The sequence below is a fragment of the Gilvimarinus algae genome (assembly GCF_030518215.1).
In the GTDB taxonomy this organism is placed as follows: domain Bacteria; phylum Pseudomonadota; class Gammaproteobacteria; order Pseudomonadales; family Cellvibrionaceae; genus Gilvimarinus; species Gilvimarinus algae.
The window spans coordinates 456,604-482,087 of sequence record NZ_JAULRT010000062.1; the positions used below are offsets into that span (position 1 = coordinate 456,604).

Sequence of the window (25,484 nt, forward strand, 5' to 3'; positions counted from 1 at the left end):
GGTCAGTAGCAGCTGGTGTTATCGGGCGGCGAGTCGAGCGCGGGGTCGCGTTCGTACTCCTGAAAAACCATCTCGCCGTTGTCTTCCAGCCAGCCGCCGGTGGCACTGTCTTTTTCGGGCAATACCATGCCGAGCTTGGGCCAGGCGTACACCATTTGGTTGTAGCCATCGCTGGAGGAGAGGGGTTTGCCCTGCGGTCCGTAACCGCGGAACCATTCCTTGTAAGTGCGCTCGCCAGAGGTTTTGTTGTATTGAAAAACAATGTCCGGGCGTTGTACCGGCCACCAGGCGGTATTGCAGGACCAGTAATCCCCCTGCCAGGGGCTGGACATATAGGCGGCCACCGAGCCGGGTTCGGTGCCGGCCTTGACCCGAAAGGCAGCGGCAAAGTTTTCCGGGTAGGCGATCAGGTAGGGGAATTCAATGCCGGGGTGAAAGCCCCCGCCAATGGTCGGTTCGAGCGCGGCGGCGTCCATGGCACCGGGCTGTTGGGGGAGCGGCAGGGTATCGAGCGGCTGCGGGGTGATGGGCTCGCCCACGTCAAAGTCGCCGTTGGCCCAGTCTTCCATGCGCTGCAATTGCCAGTCGGTCAGGCTCAGGTATTGGTTGGGCAAGTTATTGCCCAGCTGCTCGTTTTGCAGAGGTTTGCCGCCGGTGCCCCAGAGCTTGGGCATCTTATTGCCGCGCGCCGTGGGGCCGGTGCCAGCAGGTCGTGGCGGTGGTGCGGCCGCCGGTGGCGGTGCGGGTGGCAGAGTGTCAATCAAGCGCCCGCCCTCGGCGGTGCGCATGATGTTGTAGATTTGTTTGCGCGCCGCACTGCCGCCGCTGCCCGGGTCGGTAAACACGGCCATGTTCTGAGGGCTGAGTAAGTTACCCGCCTGGCGCGGCCCGTGGGCCATACCCTGAGTGCTCGGGTCCACACCGGCGGCCTCGGCGCTGACCCAACCATAGTTACAGGCGCGCGATAAAATCGGGTAGACGTCGCGGTAAAAGTTGGTTGGCAGACCCTTGTTCGGGTCGGCTTCGGGAAAGGCCTCATAGACCCGGTCCAGAATGGACACCACATGGTACATGTAGGGCGCGTACTTAGGCGGCGCGGTCACCACCCAGCCGCCGTTGAGGGCGTTGCGTGTGCCCTCGTCGCCAGAGTGAATAACCCCGTCGCGGGTGCTGAGAACGCTCCCGTCTTTAAAGGTGATGGTCGCGTCAATCTCACCACCGCAGGTGTCGTCCCACCAGCCGGGTACGTTGAAATAGGCAAACTGGTTGGTGAGTGGGTCTTCGCCGTTTTCCGGGCCATTGGGTGGGTTGTGCGATTCGCTGGGGTTGGAGAGCTCGACCTTGGGTGTGGTGACACAGTCGGCTTTGCCCGGCGCCGGCACAAACACCAGCCGCTGTTTGTCATCCAGGCGCAGCTGGCCGAGCTCAATGTTTTTGGCTTCGGTGTAGCTGACCTCCACCGGCTGCGACGGATCGGCCGGGGTGAAGTTGCAGTAACGCAAATAGCCGGGCAGGGTACCGCTGCTTACACCAGTAAACACATCGCCTGCCATAACCACTGGCTGGTGGGTAGTGGCGTTGATGGTACAGGGGCCAGGGTCGATAATCAGTTGATCGCGGTCGATGGGGGAGGCGGCATCGCCCTGTATTGAAGGATTGCGGTACTTGCTGGGGTCAAACAGATAAGCGCCCTGGAAAGCGTAGTTGGCGGCTTTCATATTGCGCACATGCACCCGCCAGCTGATGCTGGAAACCTCGGCCGAATCGCTGTTGAGCTCGGCGATCACATTGCCATTGGCATCGTAGCCGTAAATGCGATAGCGCTGCGCCTGGCGTTTCAAATTCATATTGCTGTCGCGATAGCTGCCCCCCTCCGGCCCCGGTCCGTTGCTGCCGCCTGGGTCTACCACCACGCCCAGTGCCTCTGGGCCAATAAAATACTCATCGCTGTTGCCAAGCCGGGCAATGCCAATGCCGGGGTGTATACGAATCTGCGTTATCTGATTGGCCATGATTGTTTTCCTTCTCCCTGTAACGAATACGGTGGCTGTGTCTGCACGCGCGGCGAGTTTATGGTTATGGCCGGGCGCTGATATTTATGCTTATCGGGCGACAATGTGGCGGCAGGGCAACGTCTTTGCGTGAACGCTAGACGCTGACACAACAGAAAAAGAGAAGGCCGCAAAGCGCTTTTGCGGTTGACCGGATTTTACTTGAGAATAAGACGCACTATCGTGCAGTGAAGTCCTCTGTTATCCATGGCACCTTCCCTTATCGGCCGACATACTGAACTGCTAGTGAGTATGGACGATTTGACGGAAATCACAAACGAAATTTTTGTGTCTATCCGATAAAGACAATCAACTGTGAATGCTGGGAGAATAGAAGCGCTATTCGCACGCTACTACTTTTTCTGTCTCATGCATTGAACAACTGCCGAATCTATAGAGGGTTTGTCGCCCAGGCATTCTTTTAGGGTCTTTTTGCTTTGTGATTCGCTATCCATCGCACGGATGCTCCCGACTTGTGCAACCCACCCATCGCTTGAATGCTTCTTATTACCTGATACGCCGGGCTTTTGTAGATAACGAGATGATAACTGAGGGGTGAGATTTTTTGACTGATGGTTTTGTTTGATTTTATCTGCCGCTTGTTTCAGTGAAAAAATAGCTCTGTCTTTATCCTCTATGACTCTTTGTAGATCAGCATTTTTAAGCTCAAGGTTTCTTAGCTCGCTCTTGATTGTGCGCAAGTTGATGGCAGTGAAAACAGCAAATATGATGGAACATATTGTGAGGCCGATAAGTATCAGCTTAACCGATGAGGATGTATGGTGAATAGGTAGGCGACCTATCAGCTCGTCATCCAGCAAGCTTGAGTTGATATTGTTCCAATCGTTTAGGCTCACTTTTTAGGCTCCTTCCTTTGGCCGGTTGCTGCGACAGCGGACTCATCTAAGACCTGCCAAAGCCGCGCCATCGAATCCTGAATCCGGTTTATATTCTGTTTAAACGATATCGTCTAACTTTTTAACCGCTGCCGAGTACCCTTGAGGCATTTTCTGTGCTTTTGTGGCACTCGTGTAAGAGGTTTTCTCCACCAATTTTGCCATGGCTTGATACCCAAAACCCTGATTAAAGGCAATGCCCCCAATGGGTTTCCAGCCTCGGTTGAGTAGGTCGCTGACTTTTTGCTCGAGTTCTTTAAATCCTTTTTCGCCTGTAATTACCCGGTATTCGTATTGCTTGATTGATTCCATTCCTTCTACTCCTGTTTGCTGACACGCCTGTGAACCAAGGTTCGATTTTCGCCTGACATGAGAGAAAAGCCAAGACGGCCTCTCGCTGGGGGCGAGGCTACGTGCCACTTGATGCTACAAATGACTTGGTCCAACGGGCTCCACTGTTCTACTTGCGTCCCTTATGGTATGTATGACTATAATACAAATTCCTGGGCCAGGGTTATGGCTCAGGCTATACCGATAACGACAATAGGAGAGCAACGATGAAAACCCGTCAGTTTCAAGGCTTTTGCCAAACGCTTGTGGCGCTGTGCTTTTGTGCCAGTGCGGTGGCCTGGGCGCAGGATGGAAAAATGTACCCCATAGAGGCACCTGAAGAACCTGGGGCCATTGCGCTGAACACCGGTGGCGTGGACAACCAGGAGGCCTCCGAGAGCTGGTTCCGCCAATGGGGCGACCCTATGGCGCGTAATATCACTAAGGCGACGCTCACGCCCGTGCTAGCCGACCCGGCCAAGGCCAATGGCACCTCGGTGATAGTGGCCCCCGGTGGCGGCTTTATGTGGCTGTCCATGGGCAATGAAGGCTGGGAGGTGGCAGAGGCGCTCGCCGCTCAGGGGATCAACGCTTTTGTACTCAAGTACCGCCTGCAGCCCACCGAGCCCTCGTTGGTGGATTTTGAAAAGCAAATGAATCAGCGCTTCGCCGATGCGGCCGAGTCCACTAACGAAGAGGGCACCGACACTCCGCCGGAGCGCCCGCGCTGGGATCTCTCTAACCAACTGGAGGATGTCGAGGCCGCTTATGACATGATTCTCGCGCGCAAGGACGAGTGGGGCGTAGACCCGGCTCGCATCGGCATGATCGGCTTTTCTGCCGGCGCGGGGCTGACCATGCACACCACTTTGAACTCCAAAAAAGTGGATTTGGCCTTTATCGGTCCGATTTACGGCGGAATGAATTCGGTTGACGTGCCCGAGGGTGCGCCGCCCATGTTCGCCGCTATTGCCGCCGATGATTTTCTGTTTCACGGTCAGTTCGGGTTGATTCAGTCCTGGTATGAAGCGGGCGTGCCCGTTGAGTTTCACCTCTACCAAAACGGCGGCCACGGCTTTGGTTTGGGCAACCCCGATCGCACCAGCAACAAGTGGTTTGATGCCTTTTTGAACTGGCTGGATGTCAACGGTTTTTTAAACGCTAAACAGTAGATTGTTCACAAGGGGCGCCGGAGAGGGCGTCCTTTTGTTTAGTGGTTCAATTATTGAGTTGTCTATTGGGCCAAGTGTCAAGTATTTAGCTTTGTGTTGATCGCTAGGTTATCCGCTCCTCTGAGTGCCAAAAGATTGTCTCTGTACACGGTTGATTGGCATCTGCTATAAATGGTTAAAAATACTATAAGTCAATAACAATAAGTCGCTGGAGTGCTTTGCATGCTTCGCTCGCTGTCCACCAAACTCATGGCTGCCATGACGGCCCTGATGCTCACCGTCGCCGCGCTCATTCTGATGGCCAGTTACTACGTCATATCTGCGCAGCAGCAAGCCGCTTTTGAAAAAGAAGTTCACAATACGGTCGAGCTGATCAACTCGTCACTGCTGGAGCCGGTGTTTGCCTACGATTTTCAGCAGATTGAGGCCATTGCCGAGTCTCTGGTTAACACCGCACTGATCGACCGGCTGGTGGTGACCGATCACCGGGGTAAGGCGTTGGCCAGTGCCGGCACCGCTGGCAGCCACAGCGAGCAGTTGCTGCGCACGGGCATTGAAATCCAGCGCGATGGCGATGTAATCGGCCAGTACGATGTAACCTTTTCGTCGCGCCAGGTTCAGACGGTGCTGAGCAATCAACTCACCATGGGGCTGGTGATTGTCGCCGCGCTGGTGCTGGCAGTGTTGATCACCCAGGCATTGCTTACGCGCCGTATTATCGTGCGCCCGTTAAATTTGATTTCCGATAACCTGGCGGCCATTGCCAAGGGCGGCGGCGATCTTACCCGGCGCTTACCCGCCGACAGTGGCGATGAAATCGCGCACCTGGCGGACAACTACAATCGCGTGATTGAGCAGATCGCCTCGATTATTCGCGGTGTGGTGGAGCTGACCCACACCTTTGATGGTCACGTCCGGCAAATGAGCGACGCCTCCGATGATACGGCCCGCTCTACAGAGCAACAAATGCGCGAGCTGGAACAGGCCTCGGCCGCGCTCAATCAACTGGCGGCCTCCGCCGAACAGGTGGCTCGCTCCTCGGGCGAGACCGCCGAGCGCACGCGCGATACCCAGGCAGCGTCCGATGAAGGCACCCAGGTGGTGGGCTCGTCACAAGCCAATATTCAGCGCTTGACCACCCAAATTGAAGCCACCGCACACAAAATCGACTCACTCAAAGCCAGCAGCCAGAACATTGGTAAAGTGGTTGAAGTGATTCGTGCCATCGCCGAGCAGACCAATTTGCTGGCACTGAATGCGGCCATTGAGGCCGCCCGCGCGGGCGAACAGGGCCGCGGGTTTGCGGTGGTCGCCGATGAGGTGCGCACTCTTGCCCAGCGCACCCAGAGCTCCACCGAGGAAATCGAAAATATTGTCTCCAAGCTGCAATCCGATGCCGACCAGGCACACGACGCCATGACGGAGAACACCCAGTGGGCCGAAGAGACGGTAGAAACCGGCAAGCGGGTAGAGGCGGTGTTAGCGAGTATTCAGGGCCATGTCACCACCATTAACGACATGAACCATCAGGTGGCCACGGCCGCCGAGGAGCAAAGCGCCGTGGCCAACGAGGTCAACCAGTTTATTACCGCGCTGTCCTCGCTCTCCGAAACCGTATCCAGCCATGCGCACACCATGCGCTCCAGCTCCTCCAAGCTGCTTGAAGAAAACAACGAGCTGCAAGAGCGGATGCACAAGTTTAAAATTTGAGAACCTGACATGCCTTTGTTTACACGCACTATTTCCAAGCTGCTGTCACCCCCGTGCCATTACCTCTTGGCAATGACCGCAGTGCTCGCATTCAGCGGACCGCTTTCGGCCTCGGCGCAAACACTGCTGCGGGTGAATCAAACCGAGCATCCGCTGGACGCCTACGCTGTCGGCGCCCTGCGAGTTGCCCTTGAGTACATGGAAGGTGACTACCAGCTGGACATCACCCAAGACCCAATCACCCAAACCCGGGCGATTGAGCGGTTGGAGTCCGATCAAATGGATGTAATGTGGTTGTCCTCCAACAAGCAGGTGGAAGAGCAGCTATTGCCTGTGCGCTTCCCGCTGCTGAAAGGCTTGCTCGGCTACCGGATTTTTATCATCAACCCCGAGAGCCAATCGCGTTTTAACCGTGTAGAAAGCTTTTCCGACTTGCAAGAATTGACCTTCGGCCAGGGCGCCGGTTGGCCGGATATTGAAATCTTGCAAAGCAATGATCTTGAGGTTATTACCACCAGCAAATACGACAACTTGTTTTACATGGTCGAGGGCGGGCGCTTCGATGCCTTCCCGCGTGGCGTGCTTGAGCCCTGGACCGAACTGGCCGCGCGTCCCGATCTGCCGCTCGCGGTTGAAGAGAATCTGGTGCTGGTGTATACCTTGCCGTTTTATCTCTTTGTCAGCCCCGACAAGCCCGAGCTGGCGCAAGCGCTGCACGAGGGGTTGGACAAGGCACTTGCCGATGGCCGGTTTGATCAATACTTCTACGGCACCGACATGATTGAAGACGCCTTGACCCGCTCCAACCTCAAAAGTCGGCAACCTTTTCCTCTGAAAAACCCGTCCCTGTCGGACCAAACACCGCTGGATCGCGAGGGGTATTGGCTGAGGTTGGAGGATCTTTGAGTTTTACCTCGTATTCACCCCGTTAGGTGCTGCCGAAGCTGGGTTTGGTGTTTTGGGATTGGATGGTTGAGGTGGGTGAGTTCTACAGACGCTACCGTCTCTGGCCTTTCAAGCAAGAGGTTGTCTTAACGGTCAGTAAACAAAGCTCTATTCAGCCTGCTAGGCTTCTAAGATGCGACTGCAGCCACTGTCCTCCTGCTTTGCCCGGCGAGCGATGCGCTGGTGTAGGCAGCCCATCCCCAGTTGAAGTCGCCCAAGGGCCGGGGCTCACTCTTATTCATTACGGCCAGTCCGCTTTTGCCTTGTGCAGCACCTCGGGCATCGCGCTAGTGCCTGCTGTGGGTGGTATAGATCCTGCTTAATTGATGTTCTTCAATGTAAATTGCTCTAAAACACGCCTTAGCAGCGCTAAGAGAGAAAAAATCACAATCTCAACGCGCTTTTGACAATTTGCCGGGCCAAGTTTGCGGGTGTTTTAGCGCAGTTCAACCAATCAAGTGAAAGGTGGATAGGCATGTTAATGAGTCGTTGGGTTTTCAGCTCCATGTTGGTCGTGGCTCTGGCGGGTTGTCAGTCGGTGTACTACGGGGCGATGGAGAAAGCGGGTGTTCACAAGCGCGATATTATGATTGATCGTGTGGAGTCGGTACAGGAGGCGCAAACCGATGCCAAAGAGCAGTTCGAGTCGGCCCTGGAGCAGTATCAATCGATTGTCACGATCGAAAATCAGGATCTGGTAGAGCGCTATGAAGAACTCAACGACGAATACGAAGACAGCAAAGCGGCCGCTGAAGCCGTGTCCGAGCGAATTAATTCGGTGGAAGACGTTTCTGAAGCGCTGTTCGATGAGTGGGAAGATGAAATTGATTTGTACAGCAATGCCAACCTAAAGCGACAAAGTGAGGCCAAGCTAAGTCAGACAAAAAAGCAATATGAAAAACTGATTAAAGCTATGCGCAGCGCGGAGGCGCGCATGGACCCTGTATTACAAGTGTTTCAAGATCAGGTATTGTTCCTGAAGCATAATCTGAACGCGCGCGCGATTGACTCGCTGCAGGGTGAACTGGGAAATGTAAATACCGAAGTCGCTCAGCTGATCAGAGAAATGGAAAAGTCCATTGCCGAGTCGGAAGCGTTTATTAGCAGCCTCAAGAATTAGTAGGGTAATGTTGCGCGGCGAAGCAGCTCACGAGTGCCGCTTGACGAGGCCGGCAAGCGCAAGGCGCGCTAATAGTTTGTCATTACCTGTCCGTGCTGAGCCCAGCCAGTAGGCGTTGTAGGAGTTTTTCATGAATCGACCCTCGCCCGATAAATTCTACTCCGAGCGGGCACCTATCGAGATCGGCCTGGTCATCATCGGCCGTATGGATCGTATTGATAAGCAGGCTATTCAAGCGGCGCGCGAACAGCTGCTCGTTTGGCTGCAATCACAGTTTCCCCAGTTTGCCTGGCGCATCAGCGCCGTTCAGCGTGAAGAGGTGCCGCTGAGCATTCGCCAGGAGCCCTCCGCGTTGTTGCGCGATGGCAGTGACTTGCGCGATGCCGAAGGCTGGGATTTTGCTATTTTGTTTACCGCCGCCGATTTAACGTGCCGGTACAAACCCTACTCAATCGCCGTTACTTCCAGCGCGCTGGACTTGGCAGTAGTGTCAACCAATCGAATTGATCCTCATGCGTTTGATGCGGAAGTGGATGAGCGCGAGCGCATTCACACAGTGGCGCAACGCTTAACCACGCTTTGCATTCGCTCTTTAGGCCACCTTAATGGTCTTGCTACTTCTGGCGAAGAAAGCAATTTTATGCAGATTCCCTCATCGCCTAAAGACTTGTCGCAGATGAGCGAGTTCGGCAGCGACCAGCACCGTGCGATTGAGCATAACCTGCATCAAATTGCTGATCCGCGTCTGGAAGAAACCCAGGCGGCGACCGAACTGTCGCCCTTTCGCTTTTACTTGCAGTCGGCCTACATCAACCGACACGAGATTTTTGACGCGGTAAGACACGCGCGCCCCTGGGAGTTTCCGCTGCGTTTGTTGCGCCTTACGGCTGCTGCGGTTTCAACGACCACGCTGCTAATGCTCACCGCAGAAACCTGGCACCTGGCTTCCAACCAGGCTATTGCCAAGCTTGCCATGCTCTTGGGGGTTGTATTGGTTGTGACCACCGCCTTGGTCGCCGTAAGACAGCGTTTGTTGATTCGCAGGCGTCGCTCGCTGATGAGAGAGCAAATTGTCATTACCAATTGTTCGGCGGTAGCGATCGTATTGATCGGCCTTGCCACCACGGCGGCCGCTCTCCTGGCGCTCAATCTTTCGGCAGGCTTCTTTCTGTACGCCCCTGATTTGGTAGCATCATGGGTTCAGTCGGCTGTTGTTGAGCCCGTTTCCACCACCTACTGGCAAGTGTCTTTATTCGTGACCACATTGGGTTTATTTATTGGTGCCTTAGGGGCCACTTTCGAACAACAGCACCACTTTCGCCATGTGGTGTTTGTGGATGAAGAAATATGATCGATGTGTTCGTTTCTTATTGCTGGTCGCAATGAGTGAACCGCGGCGGGGTTGCGTCCAACCCCGTATCTACAATCGACTCAAACCAAGAAGCCTCCGCAGGCGAGGGTTGGTCTATTTCCATCTTTGGATTTAACTGGTTGGATGCTAGGGGCGGGTGAATTCTAAAACGCTAGGGCGTTCTAGAACCCTGCGGGCTTCGCTGCGCTCGTTGCTCATTGCTGGTCGCAATGAGTGAACCGGGGCGGTTCTGTGGCTCACCCCGTACTACGGATATTAAAAACAAAGCCCCCGCAGGCGAGGCCTGCGGGGGCTTTGTTTTTAATATGGTAGCTAGGGGCGGACTTGAACCGCCGACCCCAGCATTATGAGTGCTGTGCTCTAACCAGCTGAGCTACCTAGCCATATCGAGGGCGCGTATTTTCGCCAGCTGGTGGGGTAAAGTCAAGGGTTAATGGTAAGAAAATCAGGCTATTATCGGGGGTGTTTGGGGTGGGCTTTGTGTGCGCCCGACTCCAGCATTATGAGAGCCTTGACTATTTCCTCAAAACAACACAAATCAAATAAAAACAATGGCTTAGCGCCTCAGTAGACCATGCTGGCCTAATAAAAACCTTTATTTATGGTACTCTGATAGTAGTTTTTATGTGCCACTGGTGGCAAAATCTATGTGCACCTCATATCGGAGATCGAAGGAATGAGTAAAGATAGAGATCGTACAGTTTTTCAGCGGCCCAATGGTACCTGGGTCAATAAACGGAATGATGCTGGCAAGGCTTCATCCGTCCACGCTACGCAAAAAGCGGCCGAGAGTTCTGCTAGGCAGATGCTTACTAATCAAGGTGGTGGTGAGTTAACCACTATGGGCCGTAATGGGAGAATACGCAGCAAAGATACTATCGGAGCTGGTAATGATCCTGTCCCTCCAAAAGATAAAGAGCATTAGTTCTATCTGGTGCTGCACTTTAAGTTTATAGATACCAAATCTTGATGATCAGCTCGATTTTTATAAGGCTGACACATTATTTGCTAATAACAAAAAAATTTTCAGAGTGTAATTTTAATATTTTTTAAGTATATGCTTTGATATTTGAAAGTTGGGGTAAGGATGCAATTAATCAATTTTTCAGTTGATAGAATAATTATTCATCAAGTTTTTCAGCGCGGTCCGGAAGGTGAAAAAATTAAGCCGTTACAAAGCCATGATTTCACCCGGTTCGATAATACAGCAATGGATGCGTTTAAGTCCCGTGTTAGAGATGCGCTTGGAGACGGCTCAAAAGCTGTTCAGATGGAAATTGTTGATGAAGACAAAAACGGTATGCCTGCTATAGTTAATGAAATAGTTGGCAAGGATGATGCTGATTTCGTTGTTTCTTCATATGATGTAGCTAAGAAGCTTACTGACGCTCAGAAAACTAGGGGTATACCCGGTGGCATTGTAGTTGTTTTTACTGGAACCCACGGCGCTCATAAACATAAATTTCTCGGGGTGATAAAGGCTGAAATATACAGCGCTTACGAAAAATTAATTGATAAGAAAACTAATGAAATATCTCTTAAATACGTAGAGGAAGTTCTTTTAACTCCGGGCACCAAGCTTTATAAAACGGCGGGATTTTTTGAGCGTGTAGGTTCTCTAAGTGATAGTGACGGCTTAAATAGTAAGTGGTCAGTTCTCATTTCTGATAATCAGATAAGTCAAACAGATGGCAAAGCCGCCGCTATGTATTTTTATTCTGATTTCCTTGGGTGTGGGTACCCAGAAACGAGTGCTAGAACTACTAAAAAATTCTATGATGCTGCTAGTGCTTTTATAAAGCAAATGAACGTTTCAGCCGAAAAAAAGATTGATTTGTATAACGCTCTAACTACCTATCTAAAGGTGAATACGTCTTCAGTTGTTTCTCCTCAAGAGTTTGGTTCTAGCTATTTTGATGTTGATACACAAGATGAGTTTATTGCTCATTTAAGTGAAAAAGGCCTTCCGCCTACATCTTTTACAAAGGATAATGCTCATATAGCCTCCAAGTTGAAAGTTAGGAAGGTTCAATTTTCTAAGAATGTTAAGATTATTGCGCCTTCTGACGTATTTAAGGATTTAGTCTCAATAGAAACTATTGAGGGTGATCTCGACGAATCTGGTGCCCCTAAAGTTTGGACTAGAATATTAGTTAAAGACCTTGTTGTGAATCAAGAATGAACGAAGTTGATTTCAAGGAAAAGTGGGATTTAGAAAAGCCTATTTATAAGGCTTGGGGTGACTTTGTTCTTGAGAATATCGAAAATGGAATTAGGGATTCTGGGGAGTCTCTGGATGTTTTTTTTAAAATCCCTCCTTCTGTTCGCTTAAAGTCCAATGAGTCTCTCGTTGATAAGGCGTTTTATCGTCCCGGTAAAAATTATTCTGACCCCTATAATGATATTGAGGATAAAGTCGGTGTCCGCTTTGTTGTCCTTCTTTTAGAGAATATAGATAAAATTTGTAAGTATATTGAAGGTTCGGCAAATTGGAGTTTTGATAAATGTAAGCATTTTAATTTGGATAGAGAAAGGGAGCCTTTACTTTTTACGTATCAGTCTGTTCATTATATTCTTCGGCCTGTAGATACTTTTAATTATGGTGGTGTAGAGGTTTTGCCCAATACGCCTTGTGAGGTTCAGGTGAGGACGTTGTTGCAGCATGCTCATGCTGAATTGACGCATGATGCAATATACAAATCAAAAAAGGCTGTTTTACCTGCAGTTCATAGGACTGTTGCTAAAAGTATGGCCCTTATTGAAACCACGGATGATTTTTTTACCGACGTTACGAAGAAGTTAAATGAAGGTCCTGTCGAACAGTTTTCTGTTCAGAGGTCGTTGGATGAAATATATATGTCGTTAACCCAAATAGAGCCTCTTAACCAGAAATCTTCACTTGCAATATTCGATTGTTTTGAGAAATTTGTAACTGAAGATTTGCCAAATGATATAGAAGATTTTATGAGTGAAAACTCTTTTCTTGTTGATAGTATTAAATCAAATTTTGACTCGGGTGGTCTCTACCGTCAGAGTGTTGTTCTTTTTGTTTATTACTTGCTTCGTAAGAGAAAGCAAAGACTCATGGCCGACTGGCCGTTTTCTATGGAGAAACTGGAGCCATTGGCTAATGACTTAGGTGTTAGTTTGTATTCCTAGTTAGCATCATATTGTATTGCTTTATGGTTTTTTTAAACCCCTCTTTTGATCTTTAATTTCCTCTCTTAGTATGCTGATAATTTTAGGCGCTTTAATCCCAATTTTTACCTGGCCTTTATCAACATCTGTTACCGTTAATTCCACCTTTCCTTGCTTTGTTTCTACGACAATGGTTTCGTCTATTGTTCTCGTGAATATCTCCATGATTTCATCCTTGATTGTTAGTTGGGTTAGGTTTACCAGCTTTTGTCTATTTCCCATCGAGTACATCTAATTACATCGTCGTCTATAACGCTATTGGGCTTAATGCATTCTTTTAGGCTTCTGTTTGGCTTGGGTATTGGGGTGTCTTTTAGCGCTACAATTTTGTCCTCTGACTGGTAATGTACCCAGTCTTCTCTCGCGCTTTTTCCCTTGGCTTTGTCCATAAGCCTTTGCCTTGATTGTTGTAATTTTAAATGCGTTTCTTCCCGCTCTATTCGTAAAGCCTCGTCCCTGCCGTATTTTTTTATTCGCTCGATCCGCTTGTCAAAGTGTTCGGTATCTACTTTTTGGCCGCCGAACTCCATGTCTTTTACAACATATTTTGCTTTTTCTTGGATTGCTATTGCCGTTATGTCTTGGGGGGAGAGCATGCGTGTTTCGCCTTCTTCGTTTTTAGCGCAAGCGATCAGCAATAGAGGTAGTATGATAGTAGCGGTAAGTTTTCCTTTCATGGTTGTTCTCCCTTCACGGCTGCTAAGACCTTAATTTATTCCCTTTCCAGCGTGTAGCTACCCTGGCCGCTATTACCCGGCCTTCCCGGTTGTCCCTAAGTCTTCCTGAGCTTGCTTTGTCATTGGGCTGATTTGCCCGGCTTCTGGCATTTCTTCTTCATAGGCTAGCCATAGCTTGTACTGTGGCCACGTTTTTCCAATAGCTTCGATTTCCTCATGCCGCACTTTCGCACGGCCAGAAAATAGGTTCGTTATCCGCGAATATGGTATGCCCGCTAGGCCTGCGAACTTTTCCCTAGTATGGCCTTCGGCTTCAATTATTAGCCTAATTCTATCAACCACTTCCATAGTCATTAACTAATTAAATTGTACTATGTAATACCAAATAACTACACTTACATAGTAATAGTTAGTTAGGTAAACCAAGTTTCATTGTGGCGTAACGAGGTTGAAAAGCCAAGCCAAATGAAAACCGACCAAAGGTGACACTATGGAAAAGGGATGCGTTTTTCTTCTGGACAATGGCCAGCCGTGGGTACTCCGCGCTTTCGCTACCGCACAAGGCTGGAGCTTCTCTGCCTCTCCCAATGATGGCTGCATAGCCTCCGTTCACATCGTCGATGATCGCCCCTGTTTCCCCGCTGTAGACGATGCCTGTTATGTCACTGCCTTTGGTATAGGTTCCGCTACCTTCATCGTCTCCCTGGCTGAATTCAAAAAGGCGCGCGCCTACGTACAGAAGTACGCTCAAGAGGTCGCAGCATGATCGCCCCTAATCAGCCTATCAACCTGTCCGTATTGCCCCCGGTAAGCTCACAAGAGCAGTTCGCTCAATGGCTGGGCATTACTCAAGATACCGTCCGGGGCTGGGTAGAAAACAACACCGTCCCCAACATCAAAATTGGCCGCCAGCGCTTCATCAACATCACACGCCTGGTCGAACAATTGCGCGAGGGTAAAACCATATTCAGCCGCGGGGACTACTCCGATGCTGATTAACCTCATTCATCATATATCCATGACTTGCAGTGCCCCCAGGGCACAAGGCCGCGTGAGCGGGGCCAGTGTGGGCGACAGTGACGCGCAAGCGCTCACGTCTGCTGTGCAGATCGTCCACACGGTAACTCTCGCACGAGTGGCCAAACAGAAAACCCTGTCCGCAGCCGTCCGCGCTGCTTTGCCCGGAAGCCTACCAGAGCTCCCATTAGCTCAACCCATACCCGGGCTTTTTTATTCAGAACACTTGCGCCAAAAGCCGGGGCGTGAGTTGAGAGGTAAACCGGCTGAACTCACCTAAAAGGTAACACTATGAACCAAGTACTGAACGTTGAACTCTACGGCGCCTCAATGGCTGACGTTGACGGCCGCCAATACGCCTCCCTCTACATCGGTCAAAAAGTCGAAGACGAAAAAGAGGAGGGCGCCAAGGGCATCGTCATTATGAAAATGCCGTGTGACCCCGATGTGTATCACGCCCTGAACGCCCCGAAATACCCGGCCCAGGTGCAAGCCCACGTTCGACTCAAAAAAGCCGCCGGCGGCAAGCTAGGCCAGCACTGCGTCAAGATCGCCCCGGCGCCGTCTGCTGCTCCTTCTGCCCCTAGCAAGTAATCGTTCGTTTAGTTTCTGTGGGGCCTTCAAATGACCAATTTACAGTGCTCGCAATGGAACATTCTCCCTGACGGCACAGTTCAATGCCTGGGCACTGTTACCGAATCAGCGGGCCTTCTCCCGCCGATAACCTTCGCTGAAGCTAACGTTTTACTAGGTGCAATTCTAGGCCTTTATGCCTTGATCTTTGTGATCGTTGCTAACGCGGATTCCCTAAAATCTTTTTTGAGGTAATACCTATGTCAACAGTCGTACAACTTCACTCTCGTTCTCGTCGCATCAAAGCTCTAGCAGCCGCTGCTGCCGCTGGACTCATGGTCGCAGGTTCAACTGCACTTGCACAGGTTGACCCAGCTGCTGTGGTTTCTTCTATCACTGCTGCAGATGCCGTTGTCATTGCAATCGGCTCTGCCGTCCTCGGTGTACTCGCCACTATCTTGGCCTTCAAGCTCGCAAAGCGCTTGATGTAAACCGCCGGAATTGAACACCGGGCTTCGGCCCGGTTTTTACTTTAAGGGTCTGCTAATGATTACTTGGGAATGGATTTACTTTTTCATTATGTTTACCGCATTCACCTTACTGTTCAGGGGTTTAGTCAAGTGAAGCGTTTTCTATTTTGTATTTTTTTACTTCCGCTTTTTTCATACGCTGAGCTTCAACCCGGCGAAGAGATTACTGTTCAAGCTCAAACCGTCAGCACAGGATACATCTCAACTGGTCAGGCATTCGATGATTGGATGGCCCAGTGCAGTCAGGACAGAACAGCGTGTTACCGCTACGCAGACCCTACTGAAGGCAACGAAGGTAAATGGCGCAAGGGGTATTGTGAGGCCACCTATACTCATTACCTCCATCCCGGCCAAGTTCTACAGCTCGTTTCCGGCCCTGACAGAAATCCCGATGCCTCCGGCTATCTGTGCACATATACACCTGAGAACGTCTGCGGCCCTCATGCTGGAGAACCTTTACAATCTAACCCACATCAATATTCCAACTGTCCCGGATTTCCTGCCCAGCTTTGTCAATTAGCCGTTGGTGAAACTGCAGAATTTTGCATCGCATCGCCGACAACTGTCGGTGAAGTACAAGGCGACTCCGCTTATATTGTCAATTACACATTTATCGCCCAAGTTTGTAATCCTCAAAATTTTCAAACCGAATTCGTGACTTACGCTGACTGTGATCACTCAAGCAGTTCTTCAGAAGGCTCTTCCTCTTCTTCGTCTGACGATAACGGCGAAGGCAGCTCATCAAGCGACAATCCCTCATCAGGTTCCTCATCGTCTAGTTCATCCTCTTCATCATCATCAAGCAGTATTCCGCCCGATATCGACGGTGACGGAATCGAAGACGGTGAAGACGACGATATGGACGGAGACGGCACACCAAACAGTGACGATGATGATATTGATGGCGATGGCATACCCAATGATGAAGACGGTTCACCAAACGGGGATGGTTACGGTGACTCCGGCGATGGTGAAGGTGACTGTGAAGGTGACGAGTGCGGTGAGGGTGAAGGCCCCGGCGGGGACTGTGACCCTGAAGTTGAAGAGTGTGGCTCTGGACTCGATAACGGTACATGTACAGAAGAAGAAGTCATAGCCCCCCAATGCGGCTCAAACGCTGATCCAATCCAATGCGCGATTCAAGAGCACACTTTCAACGTACGCTGTCAGGACAAGCTCTGGCGCGAAGACCTAGAAGGGGATGATGAATATAACGCTGGTGATTCACTTCTTGATGATCCACAGGACAACACCGCAAACGCCATTCAAGAGGAAGAAAATGATTTCACGGCTCACAATGACCTTGATGCTAGCGGCATGGGCGGCGGCGTTTGTCCTCCACCTACTGGTTTTTCTCTATTTGGTGTAACGCGAGAAATAACATGGCAGCCCATATGCGATCTCGCTGCCGATCTTCGCCCATTTATCATCGCTCTCGGCTACATCATCGCCGCTCTCGTTTTCTTTAGATCATTCACAGGAGGTTAATTATGCAAATGCCCTCTATCTTTTCACCCATTGCCGTATTTCTAGCCACCATTACTGGTCCATTGGTCGCTCGTGTAATGCTCGCTCTCGGCGTTGGTGTCATCAGTTACACCGGCATCGATGTAGCACTTACTGAACTGTTTGACCGCATCAATACGTCTTGGTCTGGTATACCCGCAAACGTTATTGCTATATGCGGCTTGGCCGGTATTGACGTTTTTATAACGCTCGTCGCCTCCGCTTACATGTCATCTATCACTTTCCGCTTAGTTTCCGGTGCTATTAAGCGAATCGGATTTATGAACGTCGAAACCGAGGCCTAATATGTTCACAATCGTTTCCGGCTTGCCTGGCGCAGGCAAGACTCTTCATACCATTGCTACCAATAAAAAGCACACCGGCAAGCGCCCTGTTTTTTATTACAACATCCCATTAAGTGAAGAGGGCGCAAAGATCCTCGGCTGGATTGAGCTCACAAAAGAACAGGTAATGACTTGGTACGATGAAATTCCCGCTAATGGGATTTTGATCGTAGATGAGGCTCAGCAGCTATGGCCCATCCGCCCAGCTTCGAAGCCTGTTCCGCGTTCACTATCTGAAATCGAGACTCACCGGCACAAAGGTGTTGATCTCATATTCATTACCCAGGACCCTACGCTTTTAGACTCTCATGCCCGCAAGCTTGCTAACGAGCATATACACTATGTGAGACCGTACGGCGCTAAATACGCTATTCGACACCACAGCGGTACAGGCGTTAAAGACGTTAAAAGCAAAGCCCAGCTAGACGCTACAACAAAATCCAGAATAGGGCAGCCGTCCGATATTTTCCCGCTTTACAAGTCCGCTGAAGTCCATACACACAAATTCAGACCGCCAAAGGTTTTGTTTATTATTCCTCTTCTGCTTATGCTCGTGGCCTATTCGATCTATTACGCTTTTTCCGCTATAACCGGTGGCTCATCCGCATCCCAGCAGACGACGCAGACTAACACCCAGCAAAACGGCCCGGCTTCGAAGTCACAGGTTGTCGACGAAGATTCTATGACCTGGCCACAGCTTTTAAAGCCTGAAATTCCCGGCCTTCCTTACACCGCTCCGTTATATCGTCAAAAAGCGATGCAGGTTGTTGAAGTTCCCCGTGTTGCGGGCTGTATGGAATTTGAAAATACATGCCATTGCTTCACCCAGCAGGGCAGCCGCATCAATGACGTTTCACAGCAAGTCTGTAGAAAGTGGCTCGTTAATCGCCCGTTTGATCACCTCGTTTACCAGAATCAGCAGCGAGAGGGCGGGCCGGATGAGTCGAGCGCGAGGCACGAGCGCCGATCAACCGGCACGCCTTCAACGCGCTACATATCAAGCCTCGATATTAAGGTTCCCTCTGAGCCCTACTAACGTCTCTGTAACACGTTAATAAAAAGGGGAGTGATACCCCACACAGAAACACAGCGAACCACAAAATAGTAATATTCAGGGTGATTCTATGAGATACGAAAATAAGCGCTGGCATCGTGAAGGGTCCGTTTTCATGATGGAAAACAAAACCGTTGACCTCTCCGGGCTCCGTTACCTGCACAGCGGTGTTGATACCGTAAAACAGTTGTATAACTGCCTGATCCGTCCTGACGTCCTGCAGGACTTACAGACCGCTTATGAGGGCTCTGATCAGTTCTTCACCGTTGGCGGTATAGACTGGCTGATTACCCGGTCCAGCAAGGCCAGCGGTTACCAGTTCATCCTCAAAAACCTAGATATTGGCTTCGTCGTCCTGCTTAAATCCTTCTACGCTGAGGCCGATCTGTCCGCCTCACACCTGAAAATCGAGGTCACCCCTCAGACCATCAGCGAGTACTCCCCGGAAGCGCTGACAGCCGAAATAGACCGCATTGCCGCCTTGTTCTGCGTCCAGCTGGTACACGCCGGAGTTTCCGTCCATATCGCCACTGACGTCAAAGGGCTGGTGATTCCGTCTGACTTTGAGGCTCGTCTAGTCGCCAAGGCTAAGCGCCAATACAAGTTCAACTCCATCAGCAACGCACAGATCGCCCTCAATGAAACCGCTGTTATCTATGGTTCTGGCCAGTCGTATACCTTCGGGTCTGCCGGTGCACTTCAATTCTGCGTCTATGACAAAACCGCTGAGGCCATTAAGAGCGACAAGATAGGGTTCTGGGAAGGGGTGTGGGGCAAAGTGCCCAGGGCGGACTTTGACGGCGATTTCAGCGAGGGTAACCCAATCTCTGAGTATGAGCAGGGCGATACCGTACACCGTATAGAGGCGCGTTTTCATCACTCTGTGATCAATCAATTCAGTTGGGGCACCAAAGACGCTGAGGGCCGCTCTGTCAGCATCAAAAACTATTCTGACCTCGTGCCACACCTGACCGCTCTCTGGCAGTACGCTCTGAACAATTTCCGACTCCAACACTCAACCAGCTACATAGACCCGCTCTGGCAGTCCCTCATTGAAGACGTGCAGTATTTCTGCCCTTCACCTGACTTGCTGTACAAACGAGCCCATAAGCCGCCTAGTGAGTGCTCACGGCGCAATGTCGCCTTCTGGTTAGGCAATCAGATCAAGCTCTATTCAAGAGGTCGTTTTAAACCTGAATACGTTGTCTCCCGTCTTCTGGAATCGGGTTTACAGGCTGACTTGGCTCATTACTTCAATGTGAAGCTGTACGGCGAATCAGAGGCCTTATATTCGGTCCTTCTCGAGTTCGTAAAAGACAAAATGCAAACCCATCTGCTGTCCGGTGTCGCTGCATGATCAGAAAGTTACCCGATGGCCGCTATGAACTCGATTTCTACCCGTTTGGCTCGTCAGGCCCTCGAATAAAGCGCATTCGGAAAACACGCAAAGAGTGCAAAGAGATTGAAACCGAGTTTCTTTCAAAGAAGCGTCAGTTATCAACGCCCGCCGATAACATGCGCCTCTCTGAATTCGTCCAGCTCTGGTACAACGTCCACGGCTGCACACTCAAGGACCACAAATACCGCCTGACCCGCACAATTAGGATAGTGGAGCGCCTCGGTGATCCCAGGGCAATAGACTTCACGGCCGCTGAGTTCGCGCACTACCGGGAACAAAGGTTAAAAGAAGTCTCTATAAACACCATCAATCACGAGACAAGGTATCTCCGGGCTGTGTACGCAGAGTTAATCCGGCTCGACCTGTTCACCGGTGACAACCCAATGTCTAAAATTCGTACCTTCAAGGTGGATGAACGGGAACTGAGTTACCTCACCAAAGTGCAGATAGCCCGACTCCTGGAAGAGTGCGATATATCGAGGAACAACCATACCGGCGCTGTCGCTCGACTATGCTTGGCTACTGGTGCTCGATGGAATGAAGCAAACCGTCTCATGTCGTCCCAGCTTCTCGAAGACAGGGTGGTCTACGCCGGCACCAAAAACGGCAGGGTGAGGGTCATACCCATACGCCCCAAGCTCTCGGCATACCTTCGCGGCTTAGCCTTTCCCCAGGGTAGATTATTCGATGATTGCTATGCCGCTTTCAGGCAAGCGGTTCAACGCTCGGAAATTATTTTACCCGATGGCCAGATGTCACACGTGCTTCGTCACACCTTTGCAAGTCACTTTATGATGAACGGCGGGGACATACTCGTACTGCAAAGATTGCTCGGTCACACGGACTTAAAAGTCACCATGAGATACGCCCATTTGTCACCACGGTATATGGATACAGTGCCGGATTTCTCGCCTCTGAATGGGGCTTTAATTTGAAGTTGGTAGGAAATTGGTAGGAAATAAAAAAGGGTCAGCAGGCGCTAACCTACCGACCCTTTCTAAATATGGTAGCTAGGGGCGGACTTGAACCGCCGACCCCAGCATTATGAGTGCTGTGCTCGGCAGAGGCGAAAAGGTCCATGCTATAGTGCTCTGCCCGTTCACAATTTAAGCATACTTTGGACGCAATGGCACAGATCATACGCATACTGTTTGTAGGTTTCACCCTGGCTTTGCTGGGTTGTTCACCGGATGGCCAGGTGGCGAGCGAGGCGGGGGCGGTGTCTTCCGCTGCCTCGTCGGCACCCGCCGAGCCGGCGCCACCGCCGGGTTTTCAGAACTACGTGGAAACCGGGGATTTGCCCGCCTTCCTCGAGCGCGGGGTGCTGCGGCTGCTGGCGCCTCGGCGCGAGTATCAGGGATTGCCGCGCTCGGGCATGCCCTCCGAGGGCTACCGCGAGTTGGCGGAGAAGTTCGCCCGCCTGAATAACCTGGAGCCCGAGTGGATTATCAAAGATTCGCTGGATGCCCTGATCCCGGCGTTGCTGGCGGGTGAGGGGGATCTGGTGGTCAACCATATGACCCGCACCGCCGAGCGGGCGGATAACGTCTTGTTTTCGCTGCCGATTTCCCGCGCCACTGAGCGGATTATCACGCCTGCGGCCGCGCCCTCGGTGGATTCTCTGGAGCAGCTGGCCGGTATGCGCCTGCTGGTGCCCAAGGGCTCCTCCTATGAGCAAACGCTGGCCGATGTGAAAGCCGAGCACCCGGATATCGATTTTACCGTGGTGGTGCGCCAGCTCGATGGCAACCCGGATACCCTGGTGGACTTGGTTACCAGCGGAGAGTACGACGCGACGGTGCTGGACGATGGCGTGGCGCAGACGCTCTCCCAGTACCGGGAGGACTTCACCGTGGGGCTGGCCGTTTCCGCCACCCGGCCCGTGGCCTGGGCCATGCGGCCGGGCAGTGAACATTTGCAAACACGCCTGAATGAGTTTCTGACCCGCTACGCCATTTACGCCTCCATGCGCGACTATCGCACCGACGATTTAAGTGGCATCAAAGAGCGCGGTGTGATCCGCATGATCACCCGCAACAACCCCACCAGCTATTTTATGTGGCGCGGCGAGTTGATGGGGTTTGAGTACGACCTGGTGAAAAAGTACGCCAGCGAGCAGAGCCTGCGCCTGGAGGTATTGGTCGCGCCGCCCAATGTGGACCCTATTGAATGGCTGCTCGCCGGTCGTGGTGATGTCATCGCCGCAGCCATGACGGTGACTCCGGAGCGCTCTGAGAGGGCGTCGTTTACCCGGTACTACAACAAAGTGGCCGAGCAGTTGGTGACCGGCGATGACCGGCCGCCCCTGGACACGCTTGAGGATTTAAACGGCCGCACGCTCGTTATCAACCCCCAGCACGCCTACTGGCAGACGGCGCAGGAGATTCGCGAGCTGGGCATTGATGTCACCGTCACCGCCCCTAACGATAACTTGTCCAGCAGCGAGATTTTGCTGGCGGTGGCCGAGGGCGGCTTTGATGCCACCATTGCCGACAGCCATTTGGTGAGCATCGAGCGCCAGTTTGCCACCAACCTTGTACCCGGTTACGGGTTTACCGAGCAGGATCACGCCTGGGCCGTGCGCCCGGACAATACCGAGCTGCTGGCCTCGCTGAATGAGTTTCTTAACCGCCACTATCGCGGCCTGTTTTTTAACGTGACCTACAACAAATATTTCAGAAACCCGGAGCGAATCGGCAAGTATCAGGGCGAGCGCCTGACCGTGAGCGATGGCCTTTCGCCCTATGACCATCTGGTCAAACCTCTGGGGCGCGAGTATCAGTTTGACTGGCAGTTGATTATCTCGCAAATGTATCAGGAGAGCCGCTTTGAGCCCGACGCCCGCTCCTTTGCCGGTGCTCAGGGCTTACTGCAGGTGTTGCCCAGCACCGCGAAAGAACTGGGCTATACCGTGCCCTTTGATGAGCTGTCGGGCATTGAGGCCGGCGTCAGTTACCTGGACTGGACGCGCGATCGCTTTGAGGACTACCTGCCGCTGGACGAGCGGTTGTGGTTTGCCCTCGCCGCCTACAACGCCGGTTTTGGCCATGTGCAGGACGCCCGTCGCCTGGCCCGGCAAAAAGGCTGGAACCCGGACGTCTGGTTTGGCAACGTCGAGCGGGCCATGCTGCTCTTGTCCCGGCGCGAGTACTACAGCAAAGCGCGCTTCGGTTATGTGCGCGGCACCGAGCCTGTGCAGTATGTCCGCAACATCCGCGACCGCTACCGGGGTTATCTGGCCTCGAAGAACAAGGTTAGGTAAAACGGTCAATGAGAGTATGACGTCGGCGGTTGGAGTCAGAGACCAAAAAGAAGAGCGTCAGACGTCCGACCTCAGACGTCTGACTTTTTATTACTTAAACATTAAACCGAAAGTGCACCACATCGCCGTCTTTGACGATATAGTCTTTACCTTCCAGGCGCCATTTGCCGGCGTCTTTTGCGCCTTGTTCGCCACCGAGCTCGACAAAGTCGTCGTAGCCGACAACTTCGGCGCGAATAAAGCCTTTTTCAAAGTCGGTGTGAATTTTACCGGCCGCTTGCGGCGCGGTGGCGCCCACAGGGATGGTCCAGGCGCGCACTTCTTTAACACCGGCGGTAAAGTAGGTGTGCAGGCCTAACAGCTCGTAGCCCGCGCGAATCACACGGTTTAGGCCGGGCTCGTCCATACCCAGCGCTTCTAAGAACTCGGCTTTCTCTTCGTCATCCAGCTCACTGATTTCAGCTTCGATTTTATTGCAGATAGGGACAACCACCGCGTTTTCTTCGGCGGCAATCGCGCGCACCGTATCTAAATGCGGGTTGTCTTCAAAGCCGTCTTCAGCAACGTTGGCAATGTACATGGTGGGCTTGAGTGTCATCAGACTCAGCTCGCGCAGCTGCTTTCGCTCGTCGTCGGTCAGCTCAAACGAGCGCAGTGGTTTGGCTTCATCAAGATGCGGTTGGATTTTTTCCAGCAGCGCTTTCATGGCAATGGCGTGCTTGTCTTGGCCTTTGGCCGCCTTGGCAAAACGCTGAATGGCTTTTTCCACGGTTTCCAGGTCCGCCAGGGCCAGCTCGGTGTTGATGACTTCGATGTCCGAGGCGGGGTTGATGTTGCCGTCCACGTGGATGACGTTTTCGTCTTCAAAGCAGCGCACTACGTGGGCAATGGCGTCGGTTTCACGAATATTGGCGAGGAATTTGTTGCCCAGGCCCTCGCCCTTGGAGGCTCCGGCGACCAGACCGGCGATATCGACAAACTCCATGGTGGTGGCGATGACCTTTTCCGGCTTGACGATCTCGGCCAGCTTGTCCTGACGCGGATCGGGTACGGCCACGACGCCGGCGTTGGGCTCGATGGTGCAAAAGGGGAAGTTCTCGGCGCCAATGCCCGCTTTGGTCAGCGCGTTAAACAGAGTGGATTTACCCACATTGGGGAGCCCGACGATACCGCAGTTAAAACCCATGACGATGTCTCTTTGCCTAGACGTGAACAGGAAATTGAGTGCAAAACGCTCAAAACGGCGGATTATACATGATTCGGCGCGCCGGTTGTGCGCTACGCCTGAGCTTGGAACTAGTGTCCTGTCCGAGAAGTTCGCATAATTTCAGCGCACCCTACAAGGTCTCTGGCTGTGTTGCGCGGACACTAGCGCTTAAACAGCCTCTCGGTGCGCTTTTTTGCGCGCCAGGCGAGGTTGAGCCCGCGTCTGGCTAGCTGGAAGGTACGGCTGTTGGTCAGGTTATCCAGCAGGTTTTGCAGCCGATGGTTGTCGCGGTACAGACGCGCCAGATGCTGATCGCGCCGCGCCAGCAGGGCTTGAATCTGTTGATAGTCTTGCTCGCTGAGCAGCTGACCGGGCCGGATGTGCTCCGGGAGAGGCCTTTCTATGTAGATGGTGGAGTGGCGGCCATGGTATTCAGCCGCTGGCCGGGTTTTCGTGTAAAAATACAGTGCCACGGATTTGCGTGTGTGCGGGTCGCTATCGCCGGCCGGCAGGCTAATGCGCTTGAAGCCGTGCCAGGAGTGGTCGTGGGTGGCGAAAATCACACAGCGGTTAAACAAAGGTGCCACTTCGGTAATGGCATTTTCGTGAGGGGGCAGGCGCGGGTCGGTATGGAACTCAATGGCCCCGCCCCAGTCCGCGGACCACTCGTGATTTAAATAGACGATGAGGTTGAGCCGGCGGTGGTGGCCGGTGACCGGGTGTCGATTGAAATCGACGTGGGGATCGAGATCCTGGCCGTGGCAGTTTTCATGCGTGCCACCGCCGAAATAGTCCGGGTCGTAGATCAAATCGTCGATGCCGGTGGCCTTGCTGACCCAGTCTAAAAACTCGCGCGATTTAATGAGCGTGTCCAGCTTTTGGTAGGTGGGGCCGATATCGCGAATGTTCGGGTAAGTGGCCTTGCGGCCTAGGGTGCCGTTTTCGTTTTTGGCCCGTTCATCGTCAAATGCGGGAAACTCGCTGAGCAGCGCTTCACAGAATGTCGGGTTAAAAAAGTTATCCACGACCAAATGCGAGAAGGGGCGAGCCTGCTGAAACGTCTCTGCCATTTGATCGTCAGCGGCCAAGGTAGTGTGGCTTAGGTAGTCCGACAGGGACAT

At 52.2% G+C, this 25,484-nt stretch carries 25 protein-coding genes and 1 tRNA gene; 17 read left to right on the forward strand and 9 right to left on the reverse strand.

Annotated features, from left to right (window positions below; all coding sequences use genetic code 11):
* Positions 1-2: 2 nt before the first annotated feature.
* From QWI16_RS16750 to QWI16_RS16760, 3 genes are all read right to left on the reverse strand, one after another.
* Positions 3-2,012, reverse strand: coding sequence for a LodA/GoxA family CTQ-dependent oxidase (locus QWI16_RS16750; RefSeq protein ID WP_302714896.1), 2,010 nt, complete (start codon positions 2,010-2,012; stop codon positions 3-5).
* Between the two features lie 392 nt (positions 2,013-2,404).
* Positions 2,405-2,908 carry a hypothetical protein gene (locus QWI16_RS16755; RefSeq protein ID WP_302714897.1) on the reverse strand — a complete coding sequence of 168 codons (504 nt, stop codon included), beginning with the start codon at positions 2,906-2,908 and terminating at the stop codon, positions 2,405-2,407.
* Positions 2,909-3,007: 99 nt separating this feature from the next.
* Complete coding sequence (locus QWI16_RS16760; protein WP_302714899.1) at positions 3,008-3,259, reverse strand: DUF1737 domain-containing protein; 252 nt, start codon at positions 3,257-3,259, stop codon at positions 3,008-3,010.
* A 245-nt stretch (positions 3,260-3,504) separates the two neighbouring features.
* Here QWI16_RS16760 and QWI16_RS16765 point away from each other — a divergent pair, with 245 nt between their 5' ends.
* From QWI16_RS16765 to QWI16_RS16785, 5 genes are all read left to right on the forward strand, one after another.
* Complete coding sequence (locus tag QWI16_RS16765) at positions 3,505-4,449, forward strand: alpha/beta hydrolase (protein ID WP_302714901.1); 945 nt, start codon at positions 3,505-3,507, stop codon at positions 4,447-4,449.
* A 222-nt stretch (positions 4,450-4,671) separates the two neighbouring features.
* Entirely contained in the window at positions 4,672-6,159 is a 1,488-nt protein-coding gene (locus tag QWI16_RS16770; RefSeq protein WP_302714903.1) for a methyl-accepting chemotaxis protein, read from the forward strand.
* A 9-nt stretch (positions 6,160-6,168) separates the two neighbouring features.
* Positions 6,169-7,065 (forward strand): transporter substrate-binding domain-containing protein, encoded by an 897-nt coding sequence (locus QWI16_RS16775; protein ID WP_302714904.1) that lies wholly within the window; start codon positions 6,169-6,171, stop codon positions 7,063-7,065.
* Between the two features lie 520 nt (positions 7,066-7,585).
* Complete coding sequence (locus QWI16_RS16780) at positions 7,586-8,224, forward strand: DUF2959 domain-containing protein (RefSeq protein ID WP_302714907.1); 639 nt, start codon at positions 7,586-7,588, stop codon at positions 8,222-8,224.
* Between the two features lie 130 nt (positions 8,225-8,354).
* Positions 8,355-9,575, forward strand: a complete 1,221-nt coding sequence (locus QWI16_RS16785; RefSeq protein WP_302714909.1) for a hypothetical protein — start codon at positions 8,355-8,357, stop codon at positions 9,573-9,575.
* Between the two features lie 327 nt (positions 9,576-9,902).
* Here the strand turns inward: QWI16_RS16785 and QWI16_RS16790 are convergent.
* A tRNA-Met gene (locus QWI16_RS16790) sits at positions 9,903-9,979 on the reverse strand.
* A 293-nt stretch (positions 9,980-10,272) separates the two neighbouring features.
* Here QWI16_RS16790 and QWI16_RS16795 point away from each other — a divergent pair.
* The 3 genes from QWI16_RS16795 (at position 10,273) to QWI16_RS16805 (ending at position 12,755) form a co-directional block, all read left to right on the forward strand.
* Positions 10,273-10,521, forward strand: coding sequence for a DUF2188 domain-containing protein (locus QWI16_RS16795; protein ID WP_302714911.1), 249 nt, complete (start codon positions 10,273-10,275; stop codon positions 10,519-10,521).
* Between the two features lie 162 nt (positions 10,522-10,683).
* Positions 10,684-11,778 carry a nucleoid-associated protein gene (locus QWI16_RS16800; protein ID WP_302714912.1) on the forward strand — a complete coding sequence of 365 codons (1,095 nt, stop codon included), beginning with the start codon at positions 10,684-10,686 and terminating at the stop codon, positions 11,776-11,778.
* A complete protein-coding gene (locus tag QWI16_RS16805) occupies positions 11,775-12,755 on the forward strand; it encodes a GTP pyrophosphokinase (protein ID WP_302714915.1) in 981 nt (326 codons plus the stop codon). The genes QWI16_RS16800 and QWI16_RS16805 overlap by 4 nt, the downstream gene beginning before the upstream one ends.
* A gap of 21 nt (positions 12,756-12,776) precedes the next feature.
* Here QWI16_RS16805 and QWI16_RS16810 read toward each other — a convergent pair whose 3' ends face one another.
* The 3 genes from QWI16_RS16810 to QWI16_RS16820 form a co-directional block, all read right to left on the reverse strand.
* Entirely contained in the window at positions 12,777-12,959 is a 183-nt protein-coding gene (locus QWI16_RS16810) for a carbon storage regulator (protein WP_302714917.1), read from the reverse strand.
* 32 nt (positions 12,960-12,991) lie between these two features.
* Complete coding sequence (locus QWI16_RS16815; RefSeq protein ID WP_302714919.1) at positions 12,992-13,471, reverse strand: hypothetical protein; 480 nt, start codon at positions 13,469-13,471, stop codon at positions 12,992-12,994.
* Positions 13,472-13,880: 409 nt separating this feature from the next.
* Positions 13,881-14,222 (reverse strand): hypothetical protein, encoded by a 342-nt coding sequence (locus QWI16_RS16820; protein ID WP_302714921.1) that lies wholly within the window; start codon positions 14,220-14,222, stop codon positions 13,881-13,883.
* Positions 14,223-14,233: 11 nt separating this feature from the next.
* Here QWI16_RS16820 and QWI16_RS16825 point away from each other — a divergent pair, with 11 nt between their 5' ends.
* The 9 genes from QWI16_RS16825 (at position 14,234) to QWI16_RS16865 (ending at position 23,156) form a co-directional block, all read left to right on the forward strand.
* Positions 14,234-14,470, forward strand: coding sequence for a helix-turn-helix domain-containing protein (locus QWI16_RS16825; protein ID WP_302714923.1), 237 nt, complete (start codon positions 14,234-14,236; stop codon positions 14,468-14,470).
* A 309-nt stretch (positions 14,471-14,779) separates the two neighbouring features.
* Complete coding sequence (locus QWI16_RS16830; RefSeq protein ID WP_302714925.1) at positions 14,780-15,082, forward strand: hypothetical protein; 303 nt, start codon at positions 14,780-14,782, stop codon at positions 15,080-15,082.
* 239 nt (positions 15,083-15,321) lie between these two features.
* Positions 15,322-15,552, forward strand: coding sequence for a major capsid protein (locus QWI16_RS16835; RefSeq protein ID WP_302714926.1), 231 nt, complete (start codon positions 15,322-15,324; stop codon positions 15,550-15,552).
* 69 nt (positions 15,553-15,621) lie between these two features.
* The gene (locus tag QWI16_RS16840; protein WP_302714927.1) at positions 15,622-17,079 is read left to right on the forward strand and encodes a virulence factor TspB C-terminal domain-related protein; all 1,458 of its coding nucleotides are present in this window, start codon (positions 15,622-15,624) and stop codon (positions 17,077-17,079) included.
* Positions 17,080-17,081: 2 nt separating this feature from the next.
* The gene (locus QWI16_RS16845) at positions 17,082-17,402 is read left to right on the forward strand and encodes a DUF2523 domain-containing protein (RefSeq protein WP_302714928.1); all 321 of its coding nucleotides are present in this window, start codon (positions 17,082-17,084) and stop codon (positions 17,400-17,402) included.
* A gap of 1 nt (position 17,403) precedes the next feature.
* On the forward strand, positions 17,404-18,477 hold the full coding sequence (locus QWI16_RS16850; RefSeq protein WP_302714930.1) for a zonular occludens toxin domain-containing protein: 1,074 nt from the start codon (positions 17,404-17,406) through the stop codon (positions 18,475-18,477).
* Positions 18,478-18,565: 88 nt separating this feature from the next.
* Positions 18,566-19,852, forward strand: a complete 1,287-nt coding sequence (locus tag QWI16_RS16855) for a phage replication initiation factor (protein WP_302714933.1) — start codon at positions 18,566-18,568, stop codon at positions 19,850-19,852.
* Positions 19,849-20,829, forward strand: coding sequence for a phage integrase (locus QWI16_RS16860; RefSeq protein WP_302714935.1), 981 nt, complete (start codon positions 19,849-19,851; stop codon positions 20,827-20,829). The genes QWI16_RS16855 and QWI16_RS16860 overlap by 4 nt, the downstream gene beginning before the upstream one ends.
* 191 nt (positions 20,830-21,020) lie before the next feature.
* Positions 21,021-23,156, forward strand: a complete 2,136-nt coding sequence (locus QWI16_RS16865; RefSeq protein ID WP_302714936.1) for an MltF family protein — start codon at positions 21,021-21,023, stop codon at positions 23,154-23,156.
* Between the two features lie 94 nt (positions 23,157-23,250).
* On the opposite strand, the gene ychF is transcribed toward QWI16_RS16865, so the two are convergent.
* A complete protein-coding gene (gene ychF / locus QWI16_RS16870; RefSeq protein ID WP_302714938.1) occupies positions 23,251-24,342 on the reverse strand; it encodes a redox-regulated ATPase YchF in 1,092 nt (363 codons plus the stop codon).
* Between the two features lie 182 nt (positions 24,343-24,524).
* Positions 24,525-25,484, reverse strand: a complete 960-nt coding sequence (locus QWI16_RS16875; protein ID WP_302714940.1) for a 2OG-Fe(II) oxygenase — start codon at positions 25,482-25,484, stop codon at positions 24,525-24,527.